Annotated in this window: 14 protein-coding genes; 3 read left to right on the top strand and 11 right to left on the bottom strand. The window is 48.2% G+C overall.

Annotated features, from left to right (window positions below; all coding sequences use genetic code 11):
• Positions 1–58 precede the first annotated feature (58 nt).
• The 11 genes from EKM80_RS10655 to EKM80_RS10610 form a co-directional block, all read right to left on the bottom strand.
• Positions 59–277: a hypothetical protein gene (locus EKM80_RS10655; RefSeq protein ID WP_125553115.1), complete on the bottom strand. Its 219-nt coding sequence runs from the start codon at positions 275–277 to the stop codon at positions 59–61.
• Positions 278–707: 430 nt separating this feature from the next.
• Complete coding sequence (locus tag EKM80_RS10650) at positions 708–1,151, bottom strand: threonine/serine exporter family protein (RefSeq protein WP_125553114.1); 444 nt, start codon at positions 1,149–1,151, stop codon at positions 708–710.
• An 18-nt stretch (positions 1,152–1,169) separates the two neighbouring features.
• Positions 1,170–1,937: a threonine/serine exporter family protein gene (locus EKM80_RS10645; protein WP_225418865.1), complete on the bottom strand. Its 768-nt coding sequence runs from the start codon at positions 1,935–1,937 to the stop codon at positions 1,170–1,172.
• A 34-nt stretch (positions 1,938–1,971) separates the two neighbouring features.
• Positions 1,972–2,316, bottom strand: a complete 345-nt coding sequence (locus tag EKM80_RS10640) for a helix-turn-helix transcriptional regulator (protein WP_125553112.1) — start codon at positions 2,314–2,316, stop codon at positions 1,972–1,974.
• 86 nt (positions 2,317–2,402) lie between these two features.
• Positions 2,403–2,534: a hypothetical protein gene (locus EKM80_RS15130; protein ID WP_263853744.1), complete on the bottom strand. Its 132-nt coding sequence runs from the start codon at positions 2,532–2,534 to the stop codon at positions 2,403–2,405.
• A 220-nt stretch (positions 2,535–2,754) separates the two neighbouring features.
• Positions 2,755–3,600 carry a zinc ribbon domain-containing protein gene (locus EKM80_RS10635; RefSeq protein WP_125553111.1) on the bottom strand — a complete coding sequence of 282 codons (846 nt, stop codon included), beginning with the start codon at positions 3,598–3,600 and terminating at the stop codon, positions 2,755–2,757.
• Between the two features lie 35 nt (positions 3,601–3,635).
• Positions 3,636–4,553 carry a serine hydrolase gene (locus EKM80_RS10630; protein ID WP_125553110.1) on the bottom strand — a complete coding sequence of 306 codons (918 nt, stop codon included), beginning with the start codon at positions 4,551–4,553 and terminating at the stop codon, positions 3,636–3,638.
• A 37-nt stretch (positions 4,554–4,590) separates the two neighbouring features.
• Positions 4,591–5,469: a zinc ribbon domain-containing protein gene (locus EKM80_RS10625; protein WP_125553109.1), complete on the bottom strand. Its 879-nt coding sequence runs from the start codon at positions 5,467–5,469 to the stop codon at positions 4,591–4,593.
• A gap of 1,210 nt (positions 5,470–6,679) precedes the next feature.
• Positions 6,680–7,291: a C39 family peptidase gene (locus tag EKM80_RS10620; protein WP_225418864.1), complete on the bottom strand. Its 612-nt coding sequence runs from the start codon at positions 7,289–7,291 to the stop codon at positions 6,680–6,682.
• A gap of 533 nt (positions 7,292–7,824) precedes the next feature.
• On the bottom strand, positions 7,825–8,784 hold the full coding sequence (locus EKM80_RS10615) for an alpha/beta hydrolase (RefSeq protein WP_125553107.1): 960 nt from the start codon (positions 8,782–8,784) through the stop codon (positions 7,825–7,827).
• Between the two features lies 1 nt (position 8,785).
• A complete protein-coding gene (locus tag EKM80_RS10610; protein ID WP_125553106.1) occupies positions 8,786–9,649 on the bottom strand; it encodes an oxidoreductase in 864 nt (287 codons plus the stop codon).
• A gap of 320 nt (positions 9,650–9,969) precedes the next feature.
• On the opposite strand from EKM80_RS10610, the gene EKM80_RS10605 reads away from it, so the two are divergent.
• The 3 genes from EKM80_RS10605 (at position 9,970) to EKM80_RS10595 (ending at position 12,370) form a co-directional block, all read left to right on the top strand.
• Positions 9,970–10,215 (top strand): hypothetical protein, encoded by a 246-nt coding sequence (locus EKM80_RS10605; RefSeq protein WP_125553105.1) that lies wholly within the window; start codon positions 9,970–9,972, stop codon positions 10,213–10,215.
• Between the two features lie 273 nt (positions 10,216–10,488).
• The gene (locus tag EKM80_RS10600) at positions 10,489–11,763 is read left to right on the top strand and encodes an AAA family ATPase (protein WP_125553104.1); all 1,275 of its coding nucleotides are present in this window, start codon (positions 10,489–10,491) and stop codon (positions 11,761–11,763) included.
• 1 nt (position 11,764) lies between these two features.
• Positions 11,765–12,370: an RloB family protein gene (locus EKM80_RS10595; protein ID WP_125553103.1), complete on the top strand. Its 606-nt coding sequence runs from the start codon at positions 11,765–11,767 to the stop codon at positions 12,368–12,370.
• Positions 12,371–12,461 lie beyond the last annotated feature (91 nt).

Here is a 12,461-nt window from a genome sequence, read left to right as displayed (position 1 = left end):
CTTAACTTCCAGTTCTGTCCAAAATTAGCTATCAACAGGATTTGACAAAGAGCCACTTTTATTTGCTTTTGGCAGCGTTGGGTTTGGTCACATTGATCGACACGATGTCGGCGTATGAACCGTCTACTTGGCTGAGTTTGTGGGTCAGGTAGTTGAGCATCTGCTGCTTGGCTTCGCGCTTCGTGGCGTTGTGCATGATGCAACGTTCAGTTTTGCGCCCAGTCGCTGCGGTGTACACGCCAGTCACTTGGTAATCCATCGGTTTATTAAATAACAATAGTATGACCTCCAATCACTGTCTAAGTTTTGGGTTTTAGGGTTTGGGGCGCGAGCGGGAAATAAGCTGGATCGCGCTAGCCGAAATGGGGTTGGAAAAGCAACTGTCACTCGGATTTTTCAACTTGCTCTGGCCGAAACGTGGTTGAAAAAGCAGGTTATTGCGTATAGCTACGCTTAGCGAACGAGCCACTTCGTGTCTCTTATCGTTAAGCTGCCATGTTTCTTGCGGCACGGTTTTTGCCACAAGAATGGTCATCGTCCGTAGCATCAATGTTTATTAGCGTTCTTTGCTAATAAACTTCTCTGATTGCGGAGTAGTGGGCTATACTCCATAACCTAACCGCTTTTTCAACTCACTCTGTGTTATATCATCTTTTTCTCGAAAAAGCTATTACATTTTCATGAAATTTAGATGGCAACGGTAATAGTCAGGTTTTGCTTTTCAATAGTTGGCCTGGTGCGCTGACTAATTGGGCCAGCATGAAGCCGACTGCGATGGCGCCGGCGATCATCATGACTTGCACCATGAAGCCGATGCCTTGGGTGTAGTTGCCTAGCACGAAGGCGCGCACTGCGCGGTACGCTAGGCCGCCGGGGACTAGTGGGACTAGGGCTGGGATGTTGAAAATGATCACCGGAATTTTATTGCGGCGGGCAAAAAATAAGCTGACCATGGCGATCACGAAGGCGCCGACTAGGTTGGGCAACATGTGGCCCAGCTTAAATTGCACCAATCCCCAATAAACCAGCCAGCCGGCGACCCCGGTCAGTCCGCAGGCGTTTAGCGCGCGGTGGGGCACGTTGGTACAGATGCCAAACGCCACCGTCGCCAAATAACTAAATACGGCTTGCAATAAGATTTGCTGCCACATGCTGTCACCCCCTTTTGCTTATGAAAAGAACCGAAAAATCAGCGCGATGCCGATACCGATGGCGCTGACGCTGAATAGTGCTTCCATGCCGCGGGCGAGTCCCGATAGCAGGTGGCCGGCCAGCATGTCGCGCACCGCGTTGGTGATCGCTACGCCGGGAACCAGCGGCATGACTGCGCCGATAATGATCATATCCAGGCTTTGGCCCAGGTGCCAGTGAACCAGCGCCCATGCTAACAAGCCAATGGTGAAAGCCGCCATAAACTCGCTAAGAAAGCTGACGGCTAGGCGTTCGCGGATAAAATAAAACACCGCATAACCCACGGCGCCAACCAGCGCGCTGGGAATAAAATCGGCCCAAACGCCGCCATAAATGATCATTAACGTACAGCTGACGACCGCTGCCGCAACGATTTGCAGCCACAACGGAAAAAATGGCACATCGTGATCCAAAACTAATAGCCGCTGATGCAGCTGCGCCAGCGTGATCTTTTTTTCAGCAAATTGGCGCGATAAGGCGTTGACGCGGTCCACTTTTTCCAAATTGATCGTCCGCGTGGTCACCGGCTGGATCTGCACTGCATCCGCGTCTGGCAGTGCCATGAATAAGCCAGTCGGGGTGGAGAAAATGCTGCTGGTTTTGGCGCCAGCGTTGTGCGCGATCCGCTGCATCGTATCTTCGACGCGGTACATTTCCGAGCCACTTTCGATCATAATGCGGCCAGCCATTAAGCAAGTATCCAAAATTTCATTCTGTTGCGCCACGCACACCACCCCCGATTGCATTCAGTATAGCGGCAAACTAGCGCCGGCGCAATCGCTATTTTAGCAATTTATAAATGTGCAAGTTAAGCGCGCTAGAAAGCGCGCTTTTTACCGCGGGCGCGGCGTTTACCAACCGTACTTCGACGCGCTTATCCAGTGCCTGCGCGATATCAGTCAGCAATGAAAATGATGGTTCCATCGTCGCTGCTTCAATTCTGGCAATCGTTGAGCGTGATTTGTGCACTTTCTTGGCAAAATCAGTTTGATTTAACCCAGTCTGCGCACGTAACTCAAATAAAAGATCTGCTAAATCTAGCTTCGTTTGCTCATTGGTAAATGCTGTTTTAAATTCGGCGCTTTCTGCAAGACGTCGTTTGATTGCTGCACTATTTCTGCTCATGCTGATCCTCCTTAGGGTTTAAAAAGTAGTTGTTTTTAACTGATTCTGCTCGCCGTCGTTCACGCATTGGTGTTTTGTTTGTCTTCTTATATACTTTGTTTTTCCACTCGATCGATCAGTGCGCGGATTCGTGCTTCATCTTTACTGTTCAGAGTCGCTAGGCACTCATCAAACTGTGGTCCCCAGTCGAATTCTGGTTTAGCCATACTCTCCGCCAATTGTAGCATACTCGCTACGCTGTGTTGTCTTATATAAATAAACTTCGCCAAAAAATGAATTTAACTTTTTTTAAGCCATTTTATTTTTCAAGCGCGCTTTCTAGCGCGCTTAATTTTGGCCAAAACACGATAACCACCCATTTTATGGCAACAAAAAAGTCCCACCATCGTTTTAACGTGGTGGAACTAATTGGCCCTTCAAATCGTATTACCGGCGCCCTTAATCAGTGGTGGCATTCGCAATCTTCGCAAAGCCATTCTGCAGGGTTTGGTTCCGTGAGCTGGTGAAGTTATGGACGGTGCTGTCGCTATCTTGTGACACCAGCACGTCCGGTGATCCGTTATGGAAAACGTACAGGTACGCAATCACCTTGGCTTCACCGTCTTCGTCGTGGTTGTAAACCGCGGCGGCAACGACTTGGTACGCCGCGTCAGTATTGGCCTTTGTCGTCCATTTCAACGTAACATCGCTATCGTCAACGGTGACGTTACCTTTGTAGTCGCCGCTTCTGATGTCATCGGGGAAATTAACGCCGTCATCGTCCACACTTTGCGTATCGTAGGTGCCGACATAGGATTGATTCATCGTGTCCTGCCAATCTGACATGAACGACGATAAATCAACGGTTTTAGACGCTGACCAGCGCGCTGGTTCTGTCGCCGTTGATTCACTAGAAGCTTCACTGGACGACTGACTGGCAACGCTGCTTGACGCTTGGCTAGATGACGCCACCTGCCCGTCAGCTTTAGGCGTGGTGGCCTCCGTGGCGTCGCTGCTCGTTTGATTCTGCTGGTAAAAGTAGTAGCCGCCGCCAGCCGCAGCGAGCACCACGACCGCAATAATGATGCCAATGATAAGCTTGTTATGCGGCCCTTTTTCTGGTTTCTGGGCAGTTTGCGCGACTCGTGTCGTGACATTTGGTGTCGGTGGTAGTGGCGGTTGCGTTGCAGTTGGCGCTACGTTTGGCGCGCTGGCTGCTGCGTCGACCTCATTTAACCGCGCGCCACAATTTTCGCAAAAAACGGCATTTTTATCATTTTTCGTCCCACAATTTGGGCAAAACATAAGCTGACCTCCAATTTATACTTGTATCGTTTGCGCTACTTGGCGACGGCGTAAATTTGCTGCGCTAAGTCGGCGATTTGGGCATCGCTCCAGCCAGTCGTCATGATCGTTAAGGTAAATTCGTGCGGGCTTAAAACGATCGCGGTATCGTTGTTGGCCGCGCCGTTAATGCCAATTTTATGCGCAACGGTGACCGGCAACGCCCCAATCTTATCCTGCGCCCAATCCGTGTGTTCTAGCCAAGCGGACGCCTTTTGGTTCTGGCGCCACAGCTTGATGATGATCTGATTTGCCTGCAGCGCGCTCATGGTTTTACTGTACGTTTTAGTGCCGATCGCGCTTTGCAAATAGGTTTCAAAATCCTGCTCGTTCGCGCGGGCAACGTGGTAAAGCAGCTGATTACTGGCTTGATTATCGGACTGCTCGATCGCCCGTTGCGTCAGATCTTCGACCGTGTACGCCTTGCCCTGATGCGCCTCGTTTTGCAACGTGCCTGTGCCACCGCTGACCATGGCGTTGGGCAGTGCGTTGGCCGCGTCAGCGTAGGTAAAGCTTGTCGTCCAACTTATTTTGCCCGTCATAATTGCGTGCTGCACGTAAGCGACCACCGGCAACTTGGCCACGCTGGCGGCGTAAAATGCTTGCCCACCGTTGACCGCGGCCGTGTCGTTCGTCGCCAAATCAGTGTAGACAACGCCAACGTTTTGCTGCGTGCGGTATTGATCCAAAATCGCTTGCACCGCTTGGCTACGCTGATTGTGCTGACTGCTGCTTGCTTGCGCCTGACTGGATTCGGCCGCGCTGGTGGCAGAACTAGAAGACGCTACTGCCGCCGTCGAGGTCGTTTGCTGTGTCCTTTGCGCCGTGGTTTGCTGGTGCTGGTGATAGCCGCCGTATAGCGCCGCCGCAGCAAGCACCACCACCCCAATTATCGAAACTTTTTTCCAATTCATTGACTTATTACCATCCGATCAAAACAACATATTTTAACTAAAACAGCGATGAAAATTGACTAGCCAAGCTTTGACCAAAGGTAGCCAGCAGAATGAGTAAGATGATTTCAAGTGCAACCACGGCCGCAACGGTTAGGTAAACACTGTCGAAGCCTACCCGTGGTTTTGGAATAATAATCGATTGCATAAAACCGATCATAAAAATACTACCGCCAAGCGTGATCACGAAAACGGATAAGATCTGTATAAAACCGCCCATTAAGCTGAAGACTAGCGCGCAGAGCACTAAAATTAAGTTTAAATTACAGCGATGCATCAGGTCAGTGGCATATTCTAAGTAGCTGATTGTTTCTTTTTGCGCCCATTTGCGGAACAAAAAGCCGATCAGACCAAACGCCAGCATGCCAACCATTAACAGCAAGAAAAATTTGAAATAAACTATCATTGCATTATTCTGAACTGTGCCATTAATTGAATCAGCTGTACTACTAGCGCCAAATAAACCAAAAATCGAGCTAGTCGTGCTGGCTGCGCGATTAACCCCCGCTTGTGCTGCATTGCCGACCGCAATACTGCCCATTAACGCCCAAGCTGCCATTGAAATGAGCCCAAACCAGCGATTGAATTGCGCGCTGGTCACCAGCGACGGCATTTTCCATGAATCAACCAAATAGTTCCAGTAGCTGCGGCTAGATTGTTTGATTTGCGCCATTTGTTCAGCACGAATTTGCGCTTGGACTTGGCGCTGACGATCGACCTCAGCCTGTACCGCTGGGTCAACTTGTGGTTGGGCGGCAGATTGCGCAGGATTGGCCTGTGAATTAGCGGTTGCCTGACCCGGAAGTGGCTGGCCACAGGTCGTACAGAATTTGGCGGTGGCAGGATTGGTTGCCCCGCAATTTGGACAAGTTTGCATAAGTAAGTCTCCTCATAATTGATCATTAAGTTGATCGAATTTTGTGTTAGCGGACAGCAGTACGCGGTTGAATCAGTAGGCCGTGCGCGCTTCGTGTGAATCCCCAGTTAAAAACGCTGCCAATTATAAACTCAATTTTCCGATCAGATTCTGCCCCATACTGATGTCTCTGCTTACATTATACAAATTAGGTAGGTCATAATATGGCATTTAGCCGGGTTGAGCAAAAAAAGTTATAAAAACATTCGAAAAAAGGCTACAGCGTTAAAATTTGGTTCTTTCTAAAGTTTGGCTATCCTATTAGCTCGTAGGCAGAGTTAGTTTGGTTCCATTCCGGCGCTGGCGTATGGAACGCGTGCGACTTGAACTTGGCGGTCTTTGCCATAGTTCAATCGACAACGGGAAGCACGTTCTAGTTGGCGGCTAAGTGCTAGGTTGCTGATACTTGTCAAATTTAGTTGTTAAGAACAAGCGACAGTGGCACGTTGTCAAGCTAATTTTCTTTCCAATTAAAACCCAATCGGAAAAGAAAATGGATCTTGCCAGCCGCGCATGGTACTAGGCGACCACGGTCACCAAGTACCATCGACACAGCTGCGACTTGGACTTGCCGTACTTCGGCAATAGTCCAATCGACAACGGGAAGCACGTTCTAGTTGGCGAATAAGTGCTAAATTTAATACTTGCTAAACAGTGTTGGGAAGAACGAGCGACAGTGATAACGCCAGCGCCTCCATTTCACCTTGGCAGTGTTTGAGCATTATTTTGTGAATTAGATTGAACGTTTAGTTGGTTCAATTAGGGTTAACCGACAGTTACAGTGATTCGTAGTTTTAAAGTAGATTATATGCACATAAAAAAACACCGATAAAACAGTTTTCTGACTGTTTTATCGGTGTTCTGCGTTCTAATTACCACTAACTTTGCCACTTAAACAAATCAACACTTGAACGTTCAACTATTGCCTGCTGGAATGGAGTCGCCAGTGGGCCAGATGTGTCGATAGTTCTTAATGGTGGTCTGTGCCATTTAGAGCTATGCGTGGCTGGCGAGATCCATTTTTCCGTCCGCTTTTGCATTTATCTAGGGAAAATTAGCTCGCCAACGCGCCACTCGTTCCGTCCACTGGCGACGGAATGGAAGCTAGCTAGCTCAGCTTGCAGACAAAGTTCAGAAAGAATCAGAAATTTATGCTGCAGTCTTTACTTAATTAATAGGTCATCGCACGATAATTTTGCGAGGCCATTAGTTCCCACAAACGCTGGCTGCTAATACGGCGATCGGCCTTGCCAGTGTAGGGATCGTTATAGACAAATGTTTGGTTGGTGTAGCCAGTCAGTAAAATCGCGTGGGCGACGAAACCGTGCATGTGCACCCAAACAACGATCGGCTTGCCCGCCGCCAACTCTTGGCGGAACGTGCTCACTGGTTTTTGCGATAAATCAGTAAAGCTGCCGAGGTGCTTTTCAAAATAACTGCGCCACGCCGGTGGGTACATTGTGTAGCCGGTGTCGTTGAACGGATTGCCCCAAAAGCCAGTTTCTGGATCATCGGTATACGGAATCTCGTCGGCGATTTGCGTCAAACTTTGCGGCTTGTCGCGAAATTCCAGCAACATTGCCACGTCAGTGATCTCGCACCCAGTCGGTAAGGTCGGCCGCTGCGCTTTAATGGCGACTTGCAACTGCATTGCCTTAGGCTGCTGCTCGGTCAACTTGGCCCAACCATTTTCCAATGCCACCACTGGCGTTGTATTCGTAGGCACCGCGCGCCAGCCGACAACTAGCAACCCAGCTACCGCCACCGCGGCTACTGCAATCAATATTGAGATAATACGCCACTTTTTTTTAATTTGTACAGAGCTCCTTCATTCTGATTTACGGGAATTAAAAAGCAGCACGAAGACGCTCGCCTGCAGTTTATTAGTTTCATTGTATCAAATCGTATAACAAATAATACTAAAGGTAATGTTAATTTTCAGAGTGGTTGAAAAAGCGTTTAGAAGCTGGAACATAGCCTACTACTTCGCAATCAGAGAAGTTTATTAGCAAAGAACGCTAATAAACATTGATGCTACGGACGTTGCGACTTGGACTTGCCGTACTTCGGCTTAGTCCAATCGACAACGGGAGCAAGCTCTGTTTGGCGAATAAGTTCTAATCTTGCTACTTGTAAAAAGTGTTGTTAAGAACGAGTGACAGTGACCATTCTTGTGGCAAAAAGCTTGCCGCAAGAAACATGGCAGCTTGACGATAAGGGACACGCAGTGGCGCGTTCGCCAAGGTAGCTATGTGCAAGCTTTAGCTTTTTCAACCACGTTTCCCGCGCGCTCGCCTGCAAAAAATTGCGCGCCGCTTATGCTTCATCTGATGCCGGCGCTTCAATTAGCCCGAGTTTCGTCAAAAACTGGCGTAAAACTTGCTCGTACCTTGCGCGATTGACCAGATAGGCTTCAATGTGATCTGCTTGAGGCACGAAGTACGCCATTTTTGGCATGGTCGCTGCGTTGTAAAGGGTGTGAAAGGCCTGCGGGGGCACGTAACTGTCGGCGCCGCCATGGATGAATAGCGTGGGCGTTTTGCTGTGCAGCAGCTGCTTCAAAATGTCGCCTTGGTAGTAGGAATAGCCGGCTTGTTGCTTGGCAAACAGCGCGGTCATGGGGATGAAGAAGTGCGGGATGTTATAGCGCGTTTTGGCGCGGTAGCCGACTTCCTTGACCACTGAGCTGAAGCCGCTGTCCTCGATCACCGCTTTGACCGTTGTTGGTAAATTAGCTTCGCCGCTGGCGGCCATGACGGTGGCGGCGCCCATGCTGATGCCAAATAAGACCAGCGTGGCGCTACTGCCGAATTCTTGAGTCATTAATTGTGCCCACTGGACGTAATCTTTGCGGTCCAGCCAGCCGAAGCCGATCGTGTGGCCGTCGCTGTCGCCGTGACCGCGGGCATCTGGCACCAAAACGTTAAAGCCGAGGTCGAAAAATAGCTTGGCGTAAGGCGCCATTTGCTCCCACGAATGGTGATAGCCGTGGGCCAGCACCGCTACTTTAGTCGTGGCTTGCGGTTGGCGCAGCATGATCGCCTGCAGCGTTAAGCCGTCAGCCGTGGTGATCTGCCGCGGTTCGCGTGGTTGTGTTTGGTACCATTTTTTCTCCAGCGCCCAGGGATCAGTGCCATCAAAATCAATGTCGCGCTGCTTGCGGCTGGCTTTTTTATAATTCATCGTTGAGCCTTGGAAAGTTAGGTAGCTGCCGAGCAAAAAGCCGGCGCTGCCCACTAATGTCGTCGTTAATAGGCGGCGAGTTGCTTTGTTCACATTAGCGGCCCCCTTTTTTCCGGCGATATAGTTGATAGCTGAGGCCCAGTGTAACGGCCATCGCCACGTCAAATTGCCGATCGGACAATAAGCGGCGGCCGACCAGTGAGGCATGGCTGCCGAAACCGCCGGCGTAGCGCGTCCGCGGCCGTTTTGCCGTCACTGCGCGCGCCATTAAATCAGCGATCACCGTTGGCGCTGATCCCAGCGTTGCGAACAGGCTCAGTTGCGCGGTCATTTCCCGCACGACCTTGCCGTACGCGCCGTGGCCGGAAACTTGCCGTAACTTGTCGTTGGCGATGCCGGCCCACTCCGTCTTGGTTGGACCTGGCTCGATCAACACAACATCGATGCCAAATGGCTTCACCTCGGCCCGCAGCGTGTCGCTCATCCCTTCCAGCGCGTGCTTGGTGCCAACGTACCACGCTGACAGCGGCTGATAAATTTTGCCGGCGATCGAGCTGGTGTTGATAATGCGGCCGTAATGTTGCTGGCGCATGATCGGCAAAACCAACTGAATCAGGCGCATCACGCCAAAAACGTTGACTTCAAATTGGCGCCGCCCGTCAGCCAGTGGCACGTCTTCCACCGCGCCGTACTCGCCAAAACCAGCATTGTTGATCAACACGTCGATCCGCTGTTGCTGCGCCATCACCTGTTGCACTGCGTTTTGCAGCGACTCATCATCGGTGACATCCAGCGCGATCACGTGAATGCCCAAGCCAGTTAAATGTTGCATCCGTTCCACTCGCCGTGCGGCCGCGTAAACGATGAAACCGCGCTGCCGCAGTCGAATTGCCGTCGCCTCACCGATCCCCGACGATGCGCCAGTCAATAAAACAACTTGCTGTGTAAAAGGTCGCATGTGCTCACCCCGTTCTCAAAATTTTAATTCACGCCGCTAAAAAGCGCTCTCATCACTTCGAATATAGCGTATTTCCCCAGTAAGTCAAGCCGTGCTGTACTAATACTTTCGTGAAAAGTGTTATACTAAGTGTAACAGCTATCTTGGAAGAATTCATTTGGTATTCCTGAACTTATTTAGTCTAAGTAGCTAACCAGTTGCTTTTTAAACTCGTTCACGTCGGATCAATTTTCCAGTAGTCTCAAATCTAAGTGTGCTAAAAGTCGCCTCATGGCCATTTTAGCGCACTTCTCGTTTCAATCAATGAAAGAAGGATTAACGTGGCACAACCTAACAGCACAGTACCAGTTGAAAATGAACAAAGTCGCCGCTTTACTGCTGGTGATACCGTCAACGTCACTAAGGAAACAGGTATCCCCGATTGCACCGGCGTCATTAGCAAGAAATACGTTAACAGTGCCTTGGTCAAGTTTGAAGTTGGCGGCGAAATGACCCAGAAGATCATGGAAGAAATCAACGGCCGTTATGTCGTGAGTTACCGCAATTTAAAAAAACAAGAAGCTTAAGCGTTAACGTGCGTTGTCCTTTGTGGCAGGGCACGTTTTTTTGTTGCAGTTTTTTAGCAGCATGGTCAGTTCAAATAAGTTGCTAAAAACCGCTTTTTCGTGATTAAATATAGTTAAAGGTAATTAAGCCACCAAATAATTACCTTAAATAACGGTTTCTTGTTTTATTTCTGTAATTTAGTTTGCTGATTGCTATAATTAAATTAGCCTATTATTGCTTATTTTACTACTGCAACATTGAATGACTAGCTTACACCAAAGGAGGACGGCGCCATGTTAATTGACTTTTCCATTCAAAATTACGCATCGATCAAGGATGAAATGACACTATCGGCAGAAACTGGTGAACGCTTAAGTCGCTTAAAAGCTGCCAACACGATCGTTGAAAATGGTATCTCACTTTTGAAAAGTTTGGTGATTATTGGTCCCAACGGCTCTGGCAAATCTAATCTGATTGACGGGCTACATTTGATGCGCAGCATGGTACTAAATAATCCAACACGCATCACGGATCAATTGCATTATCGGCCTTTCGCGTTAGCCGAAGAATCACAAGACGACACAATTAACTTTCGGATAAAATTCAACTACGCTGCTGGTACTTATGAATATTCCTTTTCCTTCCGCCAAGATAAAATCGTCACTGAAGCATTAAAATTGGTCAAAAAAACAACAGTCGAAACTTATTTTGCTCGTCACGAACAAACTTACTCGGTGCTACCCCACGCGCTAAAACCGATTGCTGACACAACGAAACAAAACTCGCTGTTATTATATAATGCGCAACAAGCCAATGATCAACATGCGATCGCCGTGATGCGCTGGTTCCAAAATGAACTGATTTTTGTTGACGATACGCAAATTCCCGATCAGTTAGTTAATTTAATGAAACGGCCCGACATTAAAAGCGAATTCTTACGCTTTTTACGTTTTGCTGATTTTAATATTACTGATGTAACAGTTCGTGAAATTCCAACACCTACTTTTCCTGATGAATTAAAAAAAATACTTGATGTGATTAGCCCGAATGCAGCAATTCCCACCTCATCGCAACAATTAAGCGCAGTCCACAAAAAGTTCAATCAAACGGGTGACGTTATTGGGACACAAGAGATTCCGTTATCGCTGGAGTCACGTGGCACCCAAAAAGTTTTCCTAATTGCACTGTCGATCATCAATGCCCAACTAAATGGCAACGGCAAAACACTGTTATTTGATGAGTTTGACGATTCTCTGCACTTTGAACTCTCTAAGGCGCTGATTCAAATTTTTAATTCTAAGCAAAATAAGAACCAATTCATTTTAACAACGCATGAACTCCAGCTACTAGATGCCAACCTGCGTACGGATCAAATTTACTTGATGGATAAAGACTTTCAAGGTCGTAGCGATTTGAAGTCGATTTTTGATTTTAAGGACCCCAAAGAAAAGCGCCCAGATATTCGCTACATGAAGCGCTATATAGAAGGCCGCTTTGGCGCTTTACCCCAAATACAAGTTTCAGAAATGTTAAGCGCACTGAAAGCCTCCGAAACTGAGGTGAAATAACATGGTACGCCGCTCACGTAATCTGCGGATCAAGCCGCTTATTGCTATTTACTGTGAAGGTGATTCAGAAAAAGCCTATTTTGAAATGCTCAAACGCAAATATCACGGTGCCAATGTTAACACAGAGAAAATTAGTATTAATAAGATGGGCAAACAAGGGCTAGATCTGCTTGTAGCAGCAAGCGCCAAAATCAAGCAACTGCCTAGAACAAAGCAAATTGACCAGGCCTATGTTGTTTTTGACCGCGATGATCTGACAATTGCTGAACTGCAAAAATGTGCGCGTTTTGCTAAACAACACCACATTAAGATTATATTCTCCAGCATTAACATTGAAATCTGGATTCTGATGCACTTTCAAGCCATTACTCGTGCATTTACTAGACGCGAACTTAATCAGTTACTGTCGCGAGAAAAATACTTTAATACTGATTATGCAAAATTCAAAGGGCAACCGTACGACGACTTTCTAATCGACCGTGTCAAAACAGCCAAACTTAACGCAGATAAATTGCTTGAAGCATCAACCAAGCCGTGGTATAACCGTGATCCCTATACAAATATTAATACCTTCTTAAGTGAGATCTTTGACGTAACTGAATTTTAACCGGTCTTTAGCGCAAAGCGTGCGTTGCCCCCGCGGCGACGCGCTTTTTTTGGCGCGTTTTAATCAGCCTGAGGTCGGATACATTTACGCC

This window comes from Loigolactobacillus jiayinensis, from assembly GCF_003946445.1.
Classification (GTDB): Bacteria; Bacillota; Bacilli; order Lactobacillales; family Lactobacillaceae; genus Loigolactobacillus; species Loigolactobacillus jiayinensis.
This window is presented reverse-complemented; position numbering and strand designations above follow the sequence as displayed.

Coding starts and splice junctions, on each gene's coding strand:
- EKM80_RS10650 (WP_125553114.1), bottom strand. CDS start 1,151: ATGTGGCAGCAAATCTTATTGCAAGCCGTATTTAGTTATTTGGCGACG.
- EKM80_RS10645 (WP_225418865.1), bottom strand. CDS start 1,937: ATGCAATCGGGGGTGGTGTGCGTGGCGCAACAGAATGAAATTTTGGAT.
- EKM80_RS10640 (WP_125553112.1), bottom strand. CDS start 2,316: ATGAGCAGAAATAGTGCAGCAATCAAACGACGTCTTGCAGAAAGCGCC.
- EKM80_RS10635 (WP_125553111.1), bottom strand. CDS start 3,600: ATGTTTTGCCCAAATTGTGGGACGAAAAATGATAAAAATGCCGTTTTT.
- EKM80_RS10630 (WP_125553110.1), bottom strand. CDS start 4,553: ATGAATTGGAAAAAAGTTTCGATAATTGGGGTGGTGGTGCTTGCTGCG.
- EKM80_RS10625 (WP_125553109.1), bottom strand. CDS start 5,469: ATGCAAACTTGTCCAAATTGCGGGGCAACCAATCCTGCCACCGCCAAA.
- EKM80_RS10610 (WP_125553106.1), bottom strand. CDS start 9,649: ATGCGACCTTTTACACAGCAAGTTGTTTTATTGACTGGCGCATCGTCG.
- EKM80_RS10600 (WP_125553104.1), top strand. CDS start 10,489: ATGTTAATTGACTTTTCCATTCAAAATTACGCATCGATCAAGGATGAA.
- EKM80_RS10595 (WP_125553103.1), top strand. CDS start 11,765: ATGGTACGCCGCTCACGTAATCTGCGGATCAAGCCGCTTATTGCTATT.